Source organism: Nonomuraea rhodomycinica (assembly GCF_013363995.1).
GTDB lineage: Bacteria > Actinomycetota > Actinomycetes > Streptosporangiales > Streptosporangiaceae > Nonomuraea > Nonomuraea rhodomycinica.
In genome coordinates this window covers 1917950-1935734 of record NZ_JABWGO010000001.1, presented here as the reverse complement: position 1 = coordinate 1935734, position 17785 = coordinate 1917950, and the positions used below count along the sequence as shown (strand labels likewise).

The following is a 17785-nucleotide window of genomic DNA, read 5'->3' as shown; positions in this document are numbered from 1 at the left end:
GGCTCCGCGGCGTCGCCATGCCAGGGCGCTCACGGCGGCGGTCAGGCCGTGAGGCGGGTCAGCTCGCGCAGCTCGCGGAGCTCGACCTGGGTGGTGGCGCAGTCCAGGAGGCGCAGCTCCGCCAGCAGCCGCACCGCCTGTGCCCCGTGCTTCAGCTCCTCCGGGCAGCTCTCCGCGACCTTGCGGAGCATGGCGGCGGCGGCCCGCGGGGCGCGGTCCCTGGCGTGGGCCGCGGCCAGCGTCAGGAAGTGCCGGACGCGCAGGTCACGGGTGGTCAGGCGGGCCGGATCGAGGTCCTCGGCCAGGCGCAGGGCCTGCCGGTGACGGCCCATGCGGACCGCGGCCGCCGCCGCGCGCAGGTCCAGCTCCACCAGGAAGCCGTCGCGGTCCTCGCCCTCGCCCTCGCCCTCGCCCCCGCCCCCGCCCCCGCCCTCGCCCTCGCCCCCGCCGAGCCGGGCCGCCAGCCCGCGGGCGCGGTTCAGCAGCTCCTCGACGCCCAGCAGGTCGTGCTCGGCCGCCGCGGCGTGCGCCGCCGCCAGCAGGCACGCCCCGACGGCCGCCGCGTACGGCCCGGTGTGGGGGGACGCCGCACCGGCGGCGAGGTCGGCGGCTGTCAGGCACACGCGGCGGGCGTCGGCCGGGCGCCCCAGGAGCACCAGGACCTCGGCCGTCTCCGCCCACGCCGGGGCCGCCGCCACGGGGTCCCCCCGTGCGGCCGACACCGCCCGGTCGGCCGCCAGCAGGGCGGGGGCGTACTCGCCGCTCCCGCGCAGCACCGTCGCGAACAGCCGGTACACCCGCGCGAGCTCGGCCGCCGCCATCCCCGCTTCCTCCGAGGCCGTCCCCTCCGAGGCCGTTCCTTCCGAGGCCGCTTCTTCCGAGGCGGGGGCCGCGCGGGAGGCGGCCTGGGCCGTCAGCAGCAGGCCGGGCAGGTCGCGGCGCAGCTCCGTGTACCGCCGCGGCGAGCGCCGCCACACCTCCCAGGCCGCCGTCACGTGCCGGCGCACCCGATGGACGCTCCCGGCCGGCCCGTCACCCGCCGGACGGCGGGGGAGCAGCAGCGCCAGCACCATCTCCGCCGACCCGCCGAAGCCCCCGTCCGGGTGCCCCGGGAGGCCGGCCGCGGCGGGCAGCGCGACCGGGCCGTCCACCAGCTCCGACAGGTCCCCGACGCGCAGGACGCCGGCGATGCGCATGAGGGTGGACAGCCGGTCCAGCGGCCGTACGCCCTTCTCCACGAGCCGCAGCCACTCCTCGCTGCACCCCACGAGGTCGGCCAGGACCCGCCGGGACAGGCCGCGCGCCCGCCGCATGGCCATGATCCGCGCCCCGTCGACCAAGTAATCGCCGGCCATGCCGCCAGGTTAGGCGCCAGATCATCACCGGGCCGAAGGCCAGAAGCGGCGGCCGGTTCCTGCCACCCCGCGCCCCCCGCGTCGCGGACCGGAGGCGGACTATCGTACGGAGGACATCGTGGGATCCGCGTGGCGCAACTCCAGTTGGGTCCGCGCGCGCCGGCCCGGGCGACACTGCCGCTACACCGCACGGCAGAGGAGGCCACGATGGCGATCGACGTCGAGTCGATTCGGAAGGCATTCCCGTTCTTCGAGACACCCGCTGACGGCTCCCGCCCGCCCGTCTACCTCGACAGCGCCGCCACCACGCAGAAGCCCGCCGCGGTGCTCGACGCCCTGGCCCACTACTACACGCGCGCCAACGCCAACGTCCACCGGGGCGTCTACCGCCTGGCCGTCGAGGCGACCGAGCTGTACGAAGGGGCCCGCCGCACCGTGGCGGCCTTCGTCGGCGCGTCCCGCCCCGAGGAGATCGTCTTCACCAAGAACGCCACCGAGGCCGTCAACCTCCTGTCCAACGCCCTCATGTGGGCCGGCGAGGACCTGCGGGTCGGTCCCGGCGACGAGATCGTGGTGACCGAGATGGAGCACCACTCGAACCTCATCCCGTGGCGGCTGCTCGCCGAGCGGGCCGGGGCGACGGTGCGCTACCTCGGCATCACCGACGACGGCCGCCTCGACCTGTCCCGCCTGTCCGAGGTGGTCACCGAGCGGACCCGGGTGGTGGCGGTCGTCCACGCCTCCAACATCCTCGGCACCGTGAACCCGATCGCGCCCATCGCCGCCCGTGCCGCCGAGGTCGGCGCGCTCCTGGTGGTGGACGCGGCGCAGTCGGTGCCGCACCTGCCGGTGGACGTGGCGGCGCTCGGCGCGGACTTCGTGACGTTCTCCGGGCACAAGATGTGCGGGCCGACCGGGATCGGCGTGCTGTGGGGCCGGCACGAGCTGCTGGAGGCGCTGCCGCCGTTCCTCGGCGGCGGCGAGATGATCGAGACGGTCAGCGTCGACGCCATGCGGTACGCCGCGCCGCCGCTCAAGTTCGAGGCCGGCACTCCGCCGGTCGCGCAGGCCGTGGGACTGGGCGCGGCCTGCGACTTCCTCGGCGAGATCGGCATGGACGCGATCGCGGCGCACGACCAGGCCCTGGTCGAGTACGCGCTGGAGCGGCTCGGGCGGGTGCCGGGCATCCGGTTCATCGGGCCGGCCGACGGCGTGGACCGGCTGCCGCTGCTGTCGTTCGTGGTGGACGGGGTGCCGCTGCAGAAGCTGCGGACGGTGCTCGACGAGGCGGGCATCGCCGTGCGCTCCGGCCACCACTGCGCCCAGCTCGCGTGCAGCCGCTTCGGCATCCCGGCGGCCATCCGGTCGTCGTTCTACCTGTACAACGCGGCCGACGAGGTGGACCACCTGGCCGCCACGCTGGAGGGGGCGACCAGGTCGGGGCGGGGCGGGGGCGCCGCGCCCGCGTTCGAGGCGGGCGGCACGGCGCGGGTCCGGCCGTACCGGGAGGTGCTGGTGCCGGCGATCTTCGGGCCGTGGGCGGAACGGCTGGTCGGCGCGCTCGCTCCCGCGCCCGGCGCGCGGGCCCTCGACGTGGGCACCGGGCCGGGGACGGTCGCGCGCGTGCTGGCGGCGGCCGTGGGCCCGACCGGCGCCGTCGTCGGCACCGACCCGAGCCCGGCCATGCTGGCGCTCGCCCGCGAGGAGCCGCCGCCGTCCGGCGGGCCGGCGTCCATCCAGTACGTCGAGTGCGGGGCCGCGCCGCTGCACGTGTCCGACGAGGCGTTCGACGTCGTCACCGCGCAGCAGGTGCTCCAGTTCGTGCCGGACCGGCGGGCGGCGGTGGCGGAGATGCGCAGGGCGGCCCGGCCGGGCGGGCGGATCGCGATCGCCACCTGGCTGCCGCTGGAACGCAACCCGCTGTTCCGCGCGCTGCGCGACGCCGTGGGGGCCGTGCTGGGCCCGGAGGAGGCCGAGCTGTTCGCCGAGCCGTGGACGCCGGCGGGGGAGGAGGTCGCCGCGCTGGTCGAGGAGGCGGGGTTCACCGGGGTCGAGCGGCACGAGTGGACGGTCCCGGTCACGCTGCCGGGCGGGCCGGACGCGCTGTGCTGCCTGTTCGGGTTCTCGGCGGTCGCCGCGCCGTACGCCGGGGAGCACGGCGAGGCGCTGCGCCAGGCCGTACGGGAGCTGCTGGCCCGGCACACGGACGAACGCGGCCTGCACGGGGAGACGGCGGCGAGCGTCGTGACGGCCCGCGCCTGACCGGCGAACCCGCACCGCCATGTTCCGCCGGCCCGCCTCGCCCCGCCGGCCCGCGTCGGCCCGGCGGGTCATGAGACGGCTCCGGCCCGGCGACGCGCGTGACCCCTCGCGCGCCGCCGGGCCGGGGACCGGGTCAGCCGTGCGAGTCGGTGACCGAGCGGGAGAACGTCACCTCGCAGGAGGGGCCGTTCGGGCCGCCGACGCGGACGGAGTCGAAGAAGTCGCGGAAGGCGCTGTAGAAGTTGCCCTTGCCGCCGGGGCTGGTCACAGCCGAGCAGCCGCCGTAGTTGGCCTCGGAGTACAGGTGGATGTAGGAGGTCGTGCGGTTCCAGTCGGACTTGGCGCGGTCCGCCATGTTCAGCGCGGCGAGGTCGGGGGTGTCGCTCTTGATCTCGACGATGTCGCCCGAGCCGTCGAGGCCCGAGAACAGGCAGTAGTAACCGGCGTGGCAGCGGTCGTAGCCGTCGGCGGCCTGGGCCGGGCCGCCGGTCAGGGTGGCCAGCGCGATGGCCGCCGCCGGTAACGCCAGCAACTGAAGCTTCTTGCCCACTGTCCCTCCAGGGGTGAAACTTTTCTTCGCGAACGGATCTGACCATACCTGTTGAGATCTTGTAGGTGAAGGGGTGCGGTCGCTCTTCCTCGGTCCGGAGGGAGGGCGTGCGAGGCGCACCCGGAGCCCGGAAGGGCGCGGGCGGCCTCGACGGCGGCTCTTGACGCTGCCGCGACCCTCCGGGCAGACTGTGGAAAGCGTTTTCCCAGCGTGCCCCCGCCCCCCTGGAGCCCCACCTTGTCTCAACGGAACTACCGGTCCGCCATCGTCGGCACCGGTGGGATCGCCACCGCCCACGCCGAGGCCGTCGCCGCCTCGGCCGGGCGGGCGAGCCTCGCCGCCGCCGTTGACGTGGACCTCGGCCGGGCCAAGGCGTTCGCGGAGACGTGGGAGATCCCCCGCGTCCACGCGAGCCTGACCGATCTGCTGCGCGAGGGCGAGGTGGACCTGGTCCACCTCTGCACCCCGCCCGCGCTGCACGCGCCGCTCGCCCTGGAGTGCCTGGAGGCGGGGGTGACGGTGCTGGTGGAGAAGCCGCCGACGCTCTCGCTGGCCGAGATGGACGCGCTGGTGGAGGCGGAGGCCCGCTCCACGGCGCACGTCGCCACCGTCCTGCAGCACCGCTTCGGCGCGGGCACGCTGCGGCTGCGCCGCCTCGCCGACGCGGGGGAGCTGGGCCGGCCGCTGCTCGCCACCTGCGCCACCCAGTGGTACCGCGACGAGGCGTACTTCGCGGTGCCCTGGCGCGGCACGTGGGAGAGCGAGGGGGGCGGCCCGACGATGGGGCACGGCATCCACCAGTTCGACCTGCTGCTCTCGGTCCTCGGGCCGTGGCGCGAGGTCACCGCGGTCGCCGCCCGCCGGGCCCGCGCCGTCGACACCGAGGACGTGTCGGCCGCGCTGGTCACCTTCGACAGCGGCGCGGTCGCCACCGTGGTCAACTCGGTGGTGTCGCCGCGGCAGACCTCCGCGCTGCGCTTCGACTACGAGCGCGCCACCGTCGAGGTGGAGCACCTGTACGGCTACACCGACGACGACTGGACCGTCACCCCGGCCCCCGGCCACGAGGACGTCGCCGCGCTGTGGAACCGGGAGCGCAGCTCCGTGCCGAGCGGCCACGAGGGCTGGTTCGCGGCGGTGCTCGACGCCCTCGACCGGGGCGAGGCGCCGCCCGTCACGGCCGGGGACGCCCGGCGGACGATGGAGTTCATCGCCGCCCTGTACCGCTCCGCCTTCACCGGCGAGCGCGTACGCAGCGGACAGATCACGCCCGGCGACCCGTTCGCGTCGCGGATGGACGGGACCGGCACACCCTGGGAGAAGGTGAGGAACCCGTGACCCTTCAGGTCGACCACGCCCTCGGCCGGTCGGTCGCCGTCTCGGCGGGCGGCGTCCAGCTCTTCACCTACGTCTACCGGCCCGACACGCCGGTGCTGGAGTCGCCCAAGCCGTACCTCCACCCGATCCGCACCCTCGGCGGCGAACTCGTGTCGCTGTTCCGGCCGCACGACCACGTCTGGCACAAGGGCATCGCCTGGTCGCTGCCGCACGTCGGCGAGCACAACTTCTGGGGCGGACCGACGTACGTGCACGGCCGGTTCTACGTGCAGCTCGACAACAACGGCAGCGCCACCCACCAGGAGATGACCACGCTGTCGGCCGAGGGCGGCCGGGCCGAGATCGGCCACACCCTCGCCTGGACCTCCCAGGCGGGCGCCCCCGTCATCGACGAGCGGCGCACGCTGGCCGCCTCGGTCCTCGACGACGCGACGTGGGCGCTGGTGTTCGACACCACCATGACGAACGTGTCCGGCGCGGCGCTGTCCTTCGGCTCGCCGACCACCAAGGGACGCGAGAACGCCGGCTACGGCGGGCTGTTCTGGCGCGGGCCGCGCTCGTTCACCGGCGGCCTCATCCAGTCGCCCACCGGGGCGGGCGGCGGCGAGCTGCGCGGCACCCGCGCCGAGTGGTTCGGCTTCCGCGGCCGGCACGACGGCACGGGCGGCCACTCGACGATCGTCATGGTGGACGACACCGCGAACCCGCGGCACCCGCCGCAGTGGTTCGCCCGCACCGAGGAGTTCGCCTGCCTGTGCCCGGCACCGTTCTTCAGCGAGGAGCTGGAGCTGCCGGACGGCGAGACGCTGCGCTTCCGGTACGCGGTCGTGGTGGCCGACGGCGACCGGGGGGAGGAGGGCACGGCGCTGCTGGCCGAGCGGGGCAGGGCGGCGCTGGCCGCAGGAGCGACGGCATGGCCTCCCACGACGGCATGACCTCCCGCGACGGCATGACCTCCCGCGACGGCATGACCTCCTCCGGCGGCATGACCTCCTCCGGCGGCGCGCCGTCGCCCGGCGGCACGTCGTTCCCCGGTGGCACGTCGGTGAGCCGGCTGTCGGTGTACTCCGGCACGTGCGCGGCCGACGGCCTGGCCGGCGGGACGCCGCACCTGCACACGGCCTCGACGGAGGCGTACGTGGTGGTCGGCGGGCGGGGCGCGTTGCAGACGCTGGACGTGCGGGGGCCGCGCGAGACCGAGCTGGTGCCGGGCTCGACGGTGTGGTTCACGCCCGGGACGATCCACCGGGCGGTCAACCACGACGGCCTGGAGGTGGTGGTCGTGATGCAGAACGCGGGCCTGCCGGAGGCGGGCGACGCGGTCATGACGTTCCCGCCCGACGTCGTGGGCGACCCCGTGCGCTATCGCGAGGCGGCCACGCTGCCCGCCGGCGGGTCGCGGGAGGAGACCGAGCGGGCGGTGGCCCGGCGCCGTGACCTGGCGGTGGAGGGGTTCCTGCGGCTTGCGGAGGCCGCCGCGGCCGGTGACCTGGAGCCGCTGCGCCGGCTGTACGCCGACGCGGTGGCGCTGGTGCGCCCGAACGTGGGGCGCTGGCGGGAGCTGTGGGAGCGCAACGTCGCCGAGCAGGCGCGGCGCACCGCCGCCGTGCTGGACGCGCTGGAGGGGGGCGACGCCGCCCACCTCGCGGGCTCGGCCCTCATGGAGAGCCCGCCGGAGGAGCGGTGGGGCATGTGCGGGCACCTCCGCGCCCACGACGTGACCCGCCCGACCGTCCGCTGACCCCGTCCCTCCCCGACCGCCGCGCCGGATTCGCGGCTGTGCTCGCCGAGGCCGGCCCTGGCCGATCAAGATTGTCGTAAGGCGTCGCTAATGTCTCCGATCCAGTGACCCCGTACTGGAGAGGCCCCCATGACCGCCTGGAACGACCTGTACCCCTTCATCCGCGGCGGCGACGTCGCCCGCACGGCCCAGCTCGTGGCCGGGCTCGGCCCGGCCGACCGCAAGGCCGTCGCGGCCGAGGCGACGGAGCACGTGCGGAAGTCGGTCCGCGGCGGGCAGCCGTGGTGGGGCGGGGAGTTCCGCCACCACATCCGTCCCCTCGTCATGGTGGGGGTGGGCTGCCTCGGCGGCTCGGCGGCGGTCGCCACGTGGCTGTTCCGGCGCGAGTTCCGCTGGCGGAGGCAGGACCCGCGCGACGTCGTTCGCATCCTCGACCTGGTGCGCGACCGGCCGGAGCCGTGGCGGGCCGAGCTGGCCCGCCGCGTCGCCGCCCGGGTGCGCCTGCCCGAGCTGGACCACTGGGAGCTGGCCGCCGCCCTCCTCCGCGAGAGCGGCGCCGAGCCGCCCGACAACCCCGCGTTCATGGCGGGCTGGCTCGGTGAGCTCCAGGTCGAGTCGGCCGCGACGGACCCGCTGCTCCCCGTCCTGGGGCCGCGGATCTTCGAGAGCGACGGACTGCGCGACGGCCTCTCGGCCGCCGGAGCCCTGGTCATCAGCGAGCTGGTGCGGGCCGGACTGCTGGATCGCCGCGCCGTGCTCGACGGCGTCGTCGGACGCCTCCTGCGCGACGGTCAGAACGGCCTGCCCGTCCTCGCGAACCTGCACGACTGGCTCGAACCGAACCTCGACGAGACCGCGGAGCGCGCCGAGGACTACGTCCGCCTGCTGCCGCCCGCGCCGGTCCCGGTGGCCGAGTCGGCCGTGGCGCGGCTGCGGGCGCTGGACGAGGCGGGCCGGCTGGAGGAGGAGCTGTTCGCCGAGGCGGTGGAGGCCCTGACGTTCCGGCCGGAGCCGAGGCTGCTGCGGGCCGTGCTCTCGTGGCTGGGGTCCACGGCCGGGCCCCGCGCCGCCGGGCGGGCCGACGTCGCGCTGCGCGCCCTGTCCGGGATCATCGGCCACGAGGCGCTGGTGCTGCAGGAACGGGCCGTGCGGCTGGCCGTCCCGCTGGCGCCGGTGGCCGGGGAGGAGGGGCGCGAGGCGATCAGGGAGGCGGCGGCCACGCTGCCGGGCGAGCTGCGCGAACGGATCGCCGCGGCCTACGGCGAGCTGCCCGAGGAGGACGAGCCGGCCGTCCCGGTCCCGGTCGCGGCTCCCGCCCCGCAGCTCCCGCCGCCCGTCGCCTCGCCCGGCGAGCTGGCCCGCGAGCTGGCCGGCTTCCGCGGGTCGCGCGGCGACGCGTACACCTTCGAACGGCTCCTCGCGGGGCTCGCCGAGTGGTCGCACCGCGCGCCCGACGCGCTTCGCGAGGCGCTGCGCCCGTGGTGGGAGCACCCCCGCCACTACTACGGCAAGAACCTCGGCGACGAGGCGGAGCACCTCCTCCACCGGGCCTTCCTCGCCTTCGCCGCTCCGCAGGAGAGCCGCGGGATCTCGGCCGCGAACCGGCCGGACGGCTCGTCCGGCGACCACAGGGCGATCGACCGGCTGTACCGGGCGCGCGCGTTCGAGCTGGTCGCCGTCTTCGAGCGCGGGGCGGGCTACCCGGTCCTGCTGGCCGCCCCGACCTCGGGCACCGGCCACGTCGCCGCCGAGACCTTGCTCGACCGCCTCGCCCTCCTGGAGGCGTCCGGGGCGGAGGCGCTGCCCGCCGACCTCGCGCAGGCCCTCCTCCGGCTGCCCCGCGAGGTGGACGAGGCGACCGCGGCCCGGGCCCGGACCTTCACCTCCGCCGCCGGCCGCGCCTGCGCCGCCTGGATGTCCGGCGACCGCCTGCCCGACCCGGAGGTGTCCTGCGAGCCGTTCACCTCGACCGACTACTGGTCGACCCACGCGTGCGTCCGCGTGAGCCTGACGCTGCCCGCCATGGAGGGGCTGGAGACGATCTCGTCCGCCTACTATCCCGAGCTGCTGAACTGGTGGGCCCTGGCCCTCCCGTCGCACCGGGAGCTCGCGGCGGCCCATCTCCTCCGGTACCTGGCGCACGCGGTGGAGGCGAAGAGCGGCGTGGCCGCCGTCCTGGGGGATCTCGCGCGGTGCGCCGGTCCCGCGGGGACGGCCACCGCGTACGCGCTGGCCTACGGGATGGGCCACGCCGACCCGGCCTCCCGGGCGAGCACGGCCGACGCGCTGCTCACGCTGGCGGCGCGCGGTGAGACGCCGATCGAGGCCCTCGGCGCCGCGCTCACCGAACTGATCAGGGAGGGTCACCTCAAGCTCAACCGGGTGTCGGCGACCCTCGACGAGGCCGCGCGCGGGGGCGGCCACGACGCGGCGTGGGCGGTGGCCGCGCGGCTGCTGCCGTCCCTGCTCCCCGCGGACGGCGACCGGCCCCGCGCCGGGCTCGCCGACCTCATGGCCGCCGCCGCGACGGCCGCCCGCCCCGCGAGGGCCCGGGCCGACCTGCCCGCCCTCGCCGCCATGGCGTCCCGCAAGGGCTCGAGCCGGGTCGTGCAGGAGGCGCGGCGGCTCCACCGGCTGGTCGCGCCGCGCGCATCGGTGCCGGTGAGCTGACCGGCGTCGCTCTCGCGCCTACATCGTCCGCGCCGGGGAATGCGTGTGCGTCGACGACCCCGACCGCCGACCCGCATTCCCCCCAACGAACGGTGACCTCATGGGCAAGATCCTCGTCGGTACGGCCTCGTGGACCGACAAGTCGCTGCTCGCCTCCGGCTGGTATCCCCCCGACGCCGCCACGCCCGAGGCCCGTCTTCGTTTCTACGCCTCCCGATTCCCGCTGGTGGAGGTGGACGCCACCTACTACCACCCGCCCTCCGAGCGGACCGCGGCGTCGTGGCGCGACCGCACCCCCGCCGACTTCACCTTCAACGTCAAGGCGTTCTCCCTGCTCACCCACCATCCCACCCGGCCCGACGCGCTGTACAAGGACTTACGGACGGCGCTCGGCGAGCCGCGGCGCTCCCTCTACCTGCGGGACGTGCCGCCGGAGGTGGCCGAGCAGGTGTGGGACCGGTTCCTGGGGGCGCTGCGGCCGTTACGGGAGGCGGGCAAGCTGGGGGCGGTGCTGTTCCAGTTCCCGCCGTGGTTCCGGCCCGGGGGCGCGAGCCGCCGCTACATCCTGGAGTGCCGCGACCGCTGCCGGCCGGCCCGGATCTGCGTCGAGTTCCGCAACGCGGCGTGGCTGGACGACGGCCACCGCCGCGAGACACTGGGCTTCCTCGCCGCCCACGACCTGCCGTACGTGGGGGTGGACATGCCCCAGGGGCACGCGTCGTCCGTGCCGCCCGTGCTGGCCGCGACCTCCGACCTGGCCGTGGTGCGCCTGCACGGCCACTCCGACAAGTGGACCAGCCGGGTCATCGAGGAGCGGTTCGGCTACCTGTACGCCGAGGAGGAGCTGCGCGACTGGGCCGGCCGGATCGCGGCGCTGTCCCAGGAGGCCGCCGTCACGCACGTGCTCACCAACAACTGCTGCGCCGACAACTCCCAGCGCAACGCCGCCCGCCTGGCCGAGCTGCTGGAGGAGGTCGGCGCCGACGTCATCCCCCCGCCCGGCGGGCCCTAGCCGAACGAGAGCTCCCCCACGACCGGCAGGAGGAGCCGGCTGGGGCGGGCGGCGTCGTGGTGGAGCGTCTGCCGGGCCGGCCGCAGGTCCGCCTGGCCGGCCGTCGCGATCGTGACCCACTGCTGCGGGTCGCGGTCGAAGCGCGGGAAGTCGGAGCCGGCCACCTGCAGCCGCAGCCGGTGCCCGGCCTTGAACACCATGCTGGTGGCGCCGAGCGCGAACCGGAACAGCTCCGGCTCCCCGGGCGTCAGCGGCACCTCCCGGTCCGTGCCGTGCCGGTAGCGCGCCCGCAGGACGCCGTCCACCCCCCGTACGCGCGCCCGTCGGGATGGACGTCCACCAGTCGCGCCGTCCAGTCGCAGTCGGCGGCGCCGGAGGAGGCGTGCAGCTCGACGACCACCTCGCCGGTCACCTCCACGTCCCCGGCCGGCGGCTGGCTGGTGTAGACGAGCACGTCGCGGCGGCTCTCGACGGCCGCCTGCTCCTTCTGGCCCGAGTCGCGGCCGAGGAGCACGCCCGGCAGGAAGGTCGCGCCACCCGCGGTCGGCACCGGGTCGGCGGGGTCGGCCACGTAGTGGTCGGCCGGCTCGCCCAGCCATGAAACGTTTCAGCCGTATTGCCCGGCACGCTCAGCCAGTTACCGAAAGGAGTCAAGAGGTTGCGGGCAAGTTCCGAGGTCATGACTGTGTCGCGGCGATCGTCCGCGTTGTTACGTTTCAAAGGCCGTCGCGGTCCTGTAGTACCCTGGCTCAAGATCCGGGTGTCCCCGTCCCCGTGTGAGGAGCCATGGCGATAGCGAGCATCAAGGAGGTCGCCAAGCTGGCCAGCGTGTCCGTGGGGACGGTCAGCAACGTGCTGAACCGCCCCGACGCGGTCTCGCCCGCCACGCGCGAGCGGGTGCTCAACGCCATGAACGAGCTCGGCTTCGTGCGCAACGAGTCGGCCCGGGCGCTGCGCTCCGGCCGCACGCGCACCATGGGCCTGGTGGTGCTGGACGTCACCAACCCGTTCTTCACCGACGTCGCCAAGGGCGTGGAGGCGGTCGCCGCCGACAACGGGATGATCGTCACGCTGTGCAACAGCGACCAGGACGGGCCGCGCGAGCACCGCTACCTGCACCACCTGGAGGAGCAGCGCGTCCAGGGCATCCTCATCACGCCGGTCGAGCGGGAGAACGAGCGGCTGGAGCAGATCATCGAGCGGGGCACGCCGGTGGTGCTGCTCGACCACCGGGCCACGCGGCGCAACCGCTGCTCGGTCGCCGTGGATGACGTGCTCGGCGGCCGGCTGGCCACCGAGCACCTGCTCGCGCAGGGCCACCGGAGGCTGGGCTTCGTGGGCGGCTCCTGGTCGATCAGCCAGGTCGCCGAGCGGCACAAGGGCGCTGCCCAGGCGGTGGAGGCCGCGGCCGCCGCGTTCCGGCGCGGCCGGCGAGACCAGCCAGGCGAGGCCGGCCTCGCGACGGAGGGCGGCGCGGCGGGGAGCGCCGAGGAGCCCTCGCTCACGCTGATCGACGTGCCGTCGCTGAGCTTCGCCTCCGGGCGGCACGCCGCTGAGCGGCTGGCCGCGATGCCCGTCCCCGAGCGGCCCACCGCGCTGTTCTGCGCCAACGACCTGCTCGCGCTCGGCCTCATGCACGGGCTGACCGCCGCCGGCCTGCGCATCCCCGGCGACGTGGCGCTCATCGGCTACGACGACATCGACTACGCCGCGGCGGCGGCGGTGCCGCTGTCGTCGATCCGGCAGCCGCGCGAGGAGCTCGGCCGGGTGGCCGCCGAGCTGCTGCTGGAGGAGATCGACGAGGGTGAGCGTCACCGGCACCGGCAGGTGCTCTTCGACCCGGAGCTGGTCGTCCGCGACTCCAGCGTGCGCCGCTGACCCGCCGGCCCGTGGTCGCCGGAGGCCGCCTGCCGTCACCGGAGGGCGTCTGCCCCGTGGTCACCGGAGGGCGCCTGCCCGTGGTCACCGGAGGGCGTCGGCGGGCACGTCCTCGGTGGCGCGGGCGGCGATGCGGGCGGCCAGCACGTGCTTGCACGGCCCACGCGAGCCGCGGTGGTCCCACCACCACGGGCAGGTGCACGAGCCGTCCGACAGCCTGACCTCGCGCATGCCGCCGTCGGTGCGCACCCGGGCCACGTCGCCGTCGAGCCGCACCGCGCCGCCCTCGACGAGCTTCCTGGCCGAGGTGAGGCGCGGGTTGAGGTGCTGGACGTGCTCGCGGTCGTAGGGCAGCTCGCGGTGGAAGTGCGCCGCCTCCGCCAGGTCGTAGCCCACGCGGCCGGCCGTGCCGAGCTGCGTGAGGGCGGCCCGGACCCGGTCCACGGGCAGGCCGGCGCGGTCGGCCAGCAGGCCGATCTCCACCTCCGGCTCGAAGTTGAGCAGCATGCCCACCACGTCGGCGTCGGCCTCGGCCTCGTCGGTGGCCAGGTCGGCCAGCACGGCGCCCTCGCCGGAGAAGCCGCGCCAGCGCTCCGGCGACAGGGCGAGGGTGTAGCGCATGCCCGGCAGCTCCAGCTCCCAGGCGCTCGACAGCGGACCGTCGCCGCCCGCCGGGCCGTACACCTTGAGACTCTTCGCGAAGCGCAGCAGGGGGTGCAGCGTGGCCAGGCGGCCCGCGCCCGACAGGCACACCGCGCCCGCGCCGGGCCGGTCGGTGACGCGCAGGTCGCGGCCCGCCGGGGCGACCCACAGGTCGGCCGTGGCGCGCTTGGGCAGCGACCGCAGGAACCGCACGGCGCTCATGCCGGTCAGCTCCGCCCGCAGGTCCATGCCCGCCGCGATGACCTGGACCTCGGCGAAGCCGCGCAGCCACCGCTCCGGCAGCGGCACCTTCTTCTCCACGACCGCGCCGTCGAGCGTGGTGACGACCAGCTCGTCGGCCCCGACGCCCAGGTGCAGCGGGTCACGCCCGCCCACCCTGGCCAGCGCCTCGCGCAGCGGGCCGTTGACGTCGACGTTGGTGGTGCCCCGGTCGAAGACCTCGCCGTCCAGGGCGCCGCCGAGCAGGTCGAGCCGGGCGTAGACGCCGCCGCAGGCGGAGAACGACTCGAAGCGCAGCCGGTCGCCGCCACAGGTGACGACCGGGTCGCGGGTCCAGCCGGGACGCGGCTGGTGGTAACGGGCGAGGGCCACGTCGGCCACGCCCAGCAGCGCGGCGGCGGCGGGCGCGGCCTGGGTCACCAGCCCGCTGAAGAACCGGGGCGCCACAGCGGGGCCGCTGAGCGCCCGGCCGCCGGAGGTGGACAGTCCGAGGCGCCCGTCCACCATCGCGGAGGGCGCGGCGTAGCTGTAGGTCTGCGTCGCTTGACTCATGGCCGGGACAGTAGGGATCACCACCGACAAAAGCCCGCCGCGGGTGTCCGGCATGTGAGTCGTGGCTGTTCACGGGCCTGGAGGTACGGGAGAATATCGGTAATTGGTACATGTAAGGACAGATCTGCTGATGCTCAACCCGGTGCACCTCCGGACGCTGGCCGCCGTGCTGCACGCCGGGTCGTTCGCCGCCGCGGCCCGGAGCCTCGGTTACACCGGCTCCGCCGTCTCGCAGCAGATCGCCGCGCTGGAACGCGTGGTCAAGGTGCCGCTGTTCGAGCGCGGCGCCCACACGATCACGCCGACCCCGGCGGCCCGCTACCTCGTCCAGCGCTCCGTGGACGTGCTCTCGGCGCTGGACGCCCTGGAGGAGGACGTCCGCGGCCTGTGCGAGGGCACGATCGGCCGGCTCCGGCTCGGCAGCTTCCCCACGGCCAGCCAGCGGCTCCTGCCGATCGCGCTGGCCGGGTACGCCCAGTCGCACCCGTCCGTGGAGACCCTGCTCGACGAGGGCGAGCCGGACGAGCTGATCCCGCTCGTCCGCGCCGGGGAACTCGACATGGCGCTGGTCTACCGGTACGACCTGGTGCCCCGGGTCTGGCCCAGGGACCTGCGCCAGGTCCGGCTGCTGGAGGAGGAGCTGCTGGTGCTGCTGCCCGAACGGCACTCCCTGGCCGGCGCCGGGGCCGTCGGCCTCGACGACCTCAAGCACGAGACCTGGGTGGCCACCCGGGAGGGCACGGCCGGGGCCGCGTTCCTGCGCGGCCTGTGCGCCCAGGCGGGCTACCAGCCGCAGGTCGACTACCGCAGCAACGACTACGGCGTCATCCGCGGCTTCGTCCGCTCCGGCCTGGGTGTCGCCCTCGTCCCGGCGCTGGCCCACCAGCCGAGCGAGGGCGTGGCCGCGGCCCGGCTCGACGGGGTGGGCGCCCGCCGCCGCATCGGCGCCGTGTACCGTTCGGAGACCACGAACCCGGTGATCACCGGCGCGGTGCGCGCCCTGCGCCGGGCCGCGGCCCGGCTGGGCGGCGTCCTGCCCGGCCTCGCCTGCGCGGAGCAGCAGCGATGAAGCATAAGAAGTTCTTCCGCCACGCCCACAGATGGCCGCGCTCGCCCGCTTCCTCCGGCGCCGCCCGCTCCGCGATGCTGGACACGCCGTTCCCCATGACGCCGGAAGGAGCCGTCCCATGAACGAGTCCGGGCGCGAGCTGCCGTCGCGAGCCTCGGTCGTGATCATCGGGGGTGGCGCCATGGGCGTCAGCTCGGCCTACGCGCTGGCCGCCGCCGGGGTGCGGGACGTGGTGCTCCTCGACAAGGGGCCGCTGGGCTCCGGCTCCACCTCCAAGGCCGCCGGGGGAGTGCGCGCGCAGTTCTCCGACCGGGTCAACATCGAGCTGGCCGTACGCAGCCTGGAGACGTTCGACGCCTTCGCCGAGCGGTTCGGCCAGGAGATCGACCTGCACAAGCCCGGCTACCTGTTCCTCCTCGACACGCCCGCAGCCGTCGCCGAGTTCGAGAAGAACGTCGCGATCCAGAACGACCTCGGGGTGCCCAGCCGGATGATCTCGCTGCGCGAGGCCGCCGAGCTGTCGCCGCTCATCGACACCGAGGGGCTGCTCGGCGCCGCGTACTCGCCCACCGACGGCCACTGCACGCCCGAGTCGGTCGTCCTCGGCTACGCGGGCGCGGCCCGCAGGCTCGGCGCGCGGCTGCTGCCGAACTGCGCCGCGACCGGCGTCGAGACCGTGGACGGCCGCGTCACCGCCGTCCTGACCGAGGGCGGCCGCATCGAGACCGACACCGTCGTCTGCGCGGCCGGCGCCTGGTCGGCCCCCGTCGGCGCGTGGGTGGGCGTGGACCTGCCGGTGACCCCGCTGCGCCGCCAGGTGCTGGTCACCGAGCCGGTCCCGGACCTGCCGCCGACGGCGTTCACCATCGACTTCGGCACCACGTTCTACTTCCACCGCGAGGGGCCCGGCCTGCTGCTCGGCATGTCCGACCCCGACGAGACGCCCGGGTTCAAGCTCGACCGGTCCGACGCCTGGCTGCCGCGGCTGGGCGAGGCCATGGCCCGCCGCGCCCCGGCGCTCATGGAGACCGGCATCGCCACCGGCTGGGCCGGCCTGTACGAGGTGACGCCCGACCACAACGCGCTCATCGGCGTCGCCCCCGGGGTGGACCGGTTCATCTACGCCACCGGGTTCTCCGGCCACGGCTTCCTGATGAGCCCGGCCGTCGGCGAGGTGGTCCGCGACCTGTACCTGGGGCGGGAGCCGTTCGTGGACGTCAGCGGCTTCGACGCGCGCCGCTTCGCCCTCGCCGGCGCCCGGCCCGAGCTCAACATCGTCTGACCCGCGCCTCCTCAGCGGAAGGCGCGCGGGTCAGGGGGCCGCGCCGGCGCTGTCGCGTTCGATGAAGCGCGTCGGGACCACGGTGCGGTGCCCACGCCCCGCGCCCGCGCCCGCCCTCGCTCCCGCGCCCGCCCTCGCGTCCGCTCCGGGCGCGTCCGGGCGGGCGATCTGGGCGAAGAGCTGGTCGGCCGCGGCCCGCCCCATGTCGTACGCGGGCTGCACGACGACCGAGATCCGCGGGCGTACCAGAGTGGTCCACTCCAGGTCGTCGAACCCGATGAGCGACATCTCGCCCGGGATCGCGATGCCGCGCTCCGACAGCAGCGAGAACGCGCTGCGCGTCATGTAGCTGTCGGCCGTGAACAGCGCGCTCGGCCGGGGCTCGGCCGCCAGCACCGCCGCCACCGCCTCCAGGCGGCCGTCCGGCGCGTCGTGCGGGACGAGCGCGATGAGCTCGCGCTCCACGGGCAGCCCCGCCGCGGTGAGGGCGCGCAGGTAGCCCCGCGCCCGGTCGAGCGAGGGCCGGGACGGGCCCACGACGTTCGCCCGGACCTTGCCGACGCGCAGCACGGGCGGCTCCTCCCGCTGCACCGAGCCGAGGAAGGCGATCCGCCGGTGCCCGAGGCCGATGAGGCGGCGGATCGCCTCTTCCGTGGCCGCCTCGTTGTCGGCCACCACGCTGTCGATGCCGATGTCGCTGAGCTGCCGGTCGAGCGAGACGACCGGCACGCCGGCGCCGGTGATGGCGGCGATGTGGGCGTGCTCGCGCACCGAGACGGGGGTGATGATGACGCCGTCCACCTTGTGCGACAGCAGCACGCGGGTGGCGTCGCGCTCCTGGCCCGGCTTGTCGTCGGTGTTCATGACGATGACCTGGGCGCCCTCGCGCAGCGCCACGTCGCAGATGCCGCGCATGGCGCTGGAGAAGAAGGCGTCGGAGATGTCGGCGCAGACGAAGCCGATGACGCCCGATTTGCCGCTGCGCATCGTGCGGGCGACCCGGTCGGGCTCGTAGCCCAGCTCGCGGACCGCCGCCATCACCCGGTCGGCGACGTCCTGGCTGGAGTAGCCGTAGCCGCCGAGCACGCGCGAGGCGCTGGCCCTGGAGACCCCGGCCCGCGCGGCGACGTCCTTGAGGCTGGGACGCCTGGAGCCAGACCCCGCTCCGGGTTCAGTCGCCACGATCACTTCCTT

15 protein-coding genes and 1 pseudogene are annotated in these 17785 nt (G+C 75.3%); 10 read left to right on the top strand and 6 right to left on the bottom strand.

The genetic code is table 11. The features are described from left to right. Window positions 1-41: 41 nt before the first annotated feature. Window positions 42-1355 (bottom strand): helix-turn-helix domain-containing protein, encoded by a 1314-nt coding sequence (locus tag HT134_RS08905; protein ID WP_175599659.1) that lies wholly within the window; start codon window positions 1353-1355, stop codon window positions 42-44. 207 nt (window positions 1356-1562) lie between these two features. Between HT134_RS08905 and HT134_RS48040 the strand changes: the two are divergent. Beyond that, window positions 1563-2792, top strand: a pseudogene (locus HT134_RS48040) (aminotransferase class V-fold PLP-dependent enzyme); the annotation flags it as partial. 72 nt (window positions 2793-2864) lie between these two features. After that, the gene (locus HT134_RS48035) at window positions 2865-3617 is read left to right on the top strand and encodes a methyltransferase domain-containing protein (RefSeq protein ID WP_376768084.1); all 753 of its coding nucleotides are present in this window, start codon (window positions 2865-2867) and stop codon (window positions 3615-3617) included. Between the two features lie 133 nt (window positions 3618-3750). On the opposite strand, the gene HT134_RS08895 is transcribed toward HT134_RS48035, so the two are convergent. Continuing rightward, window positions 3751-4167: a peptidase inhibitor family I36 protein gene (locus HT134_RS08895; RefSeq protein ID WP_175599657.1), complete on the bottom strand. Its 417-nt coding sequence runs from the start codon at window positions 4165-4167 to the stop codon at window positions 3751-3753. 237 nt (window positions 4168-4404) lie between these two features. Here HT134_RS08895 and HT134_RS08890 point away from each other — a divergent pair, with 237 nt between their 5' ends. The 5 genes from HT134_RS08890 (at window position 4405) to HT134_RS08870 (ending at window position 10928) form a co-directional block, all read left to right on the top strand. Then, a complete protein-coding gene (locus HT134_RS08890; protein ID WP_175599656.1) occupies window positions 4405-5505 on the top strand; it encodes a Gfo/Idh/MocA family protein in 1101 nt (366 codons plus the stop codon). Then, window positions 5502-6440, top strand: coding sequence for a DUF6807 domain-containing protein (locus tag HT134_RS08885; RefSeq protein ID WP_175599655.1), 939 nt, complete (start codon window positions 5502-5504; stop codon window positions 6438-6440). Before HT134_RS08890 ends, HT134_RS08885 begins: the two co-directional genes overlap by 4 nt. Then, window positions 6419-7246 carry a cupin domain-containing protein gene (locus HT134_RS08880; protein ID WP_246363594.1) on the top strand — a complete coding sequence of 276 codons (828 nt, stop codon included), beginning with the start codon at window positions 6419-6421 and terminating at the stop codon, window positions 7244-7246. The genes HT134_RS08885 and HT134_RS08880 overlap by 22 nt, the downstream gene beginning before the upstream one ends. 129 nt (window positions 7247-7375) lie before the next feature. Further along, a complete protein-coding gene (locus HT134_RS08875; protein WP_175599654.1) occupies window positions 7376-9916 on the top strand; it encodes a DUF7824 domain-containing protein in 2541 nt (846 codons plus the stop codon). A 100-nt stretch (window positions 9917-10016) separates the two neighbouring features. Next, window positions 10017-10928 carry a DUF72 domain-containing protein gene (locus HT134_RS08870; RefSeq protein ID WP_175599653.1) on the top strand — a complete coding sequence of 304 codons (912 nt, stop codon included), beginning with the start codon at window positions 10017-10019 and terminating at the stop codon, window positions 10926-10928. Here the strand turns inward: HT134_RS08870 and HT134_RS46790 are convergent. Next, window positions 10925-11185: a CocE/NonD family hydrolase C-terminal non-catalytic domain-containing protein gene (locus tag HT134_RS46790; RefSeq protein WP_312888043.1), complete on the bottom strand. Its 261-nt coding sequence runs from the start codon at window positions 11183-11185 to the stop codon at window positions 10925-10927. The two genes, HT134_RS08870 and HT134_RS46790, sit on opposite strands and share 4 nt — an antisense overlap. Continuing rightward, complete coding sequence (locus HT134_RS46785; protein WP_175599651.1) at window positions 11176-11499, bottom strand: CocE/NonD family hydrolase C-terminal non-catalytic domain-containing protein; 324 nt, start codon at window positions 11497-11499, stop codon at window positions 11176-11178. Before HT134_RS46785 ends, HT134_RS46790 begins: the two co-directional genes overlap by 10 nt. Window positions 11500-11714: 215 nt before the next feature. Between HT134_RS46785 and HT134_RS08855 the strand changes: the two genes are divergently transcribed. Continuing rightward, window positions 11715-12806, top strand: coding sequence for a LacI family DNA-binding transcriptional regulator (locus HT134_RS08855; protein WP_175599650.1), 1092 nt, complete (start codon window positions 11715-11717; stop codon window positions 12804-12806). Window positions 12807-12890: 84 nt separating this feature from the next. On the opposite strand, the gene HT134_RS08850 is transcribed toward HT134_RS08855, so the two are convergent. Then, window positions 12891-14240 (bottom strand): SWIM zinc finger family protein, encoded by a 1350-nt coding sequence (locus HT134_RS08850; protein ID WP_175599649.1) that lies wholly within the window; start codon window positions 14238-14240, stop codon window positions 12891-12893. Between the two features lie 130 nt (window positions 14241-14370). Between HT134_RS08850 and HT134_RS08845 the strand changes: the two genes are divergently transcribed. Both HT134_RS08845 and HT134_RS08840 read left to right on the top strand, forming a co-directional pair. Next, complete coding sequence (locus tag HT134_RS08845) at window positions 14371-15309, top strand: LysR family transcriptional regulator (protein ID WP_175599648.1); 939 nt, start codon at window positions 14371-14373, stop codon at window positions 15307-15309. A gap of 118 nt (window positions 15310-15427) precedes the next feature. Further along, a complete protein-coding gene (locus tag HT134_RS08840; protein WP_175599647.1) occupies window positions 15428-16591 on the top strand; it encodes an NAD(P)/FAD-dependent oxidoreductase in 1164 nt (387 codons plus the stop codon). 30 nt (window positions 16592-16621) lie between these two features. Here the strand turns inward: HT134_RS08840 and HT134_RS08835 are convergent, their stop codons facing one another. Then, window positions 16622-17773 (bottom strand): LacI family DNA-binding transcriptional regulator, encoded by a 1152-nt coding sequence (locus tag HT134_RS08835; RefSeq protein WP_175599646.1) that lies wholly within the window; start codon window positions 17771-17773, stop codon window positions 16622-16624. Between the last annotated feature and the right edge of the window lie 12 nt (window positions 17774-17785).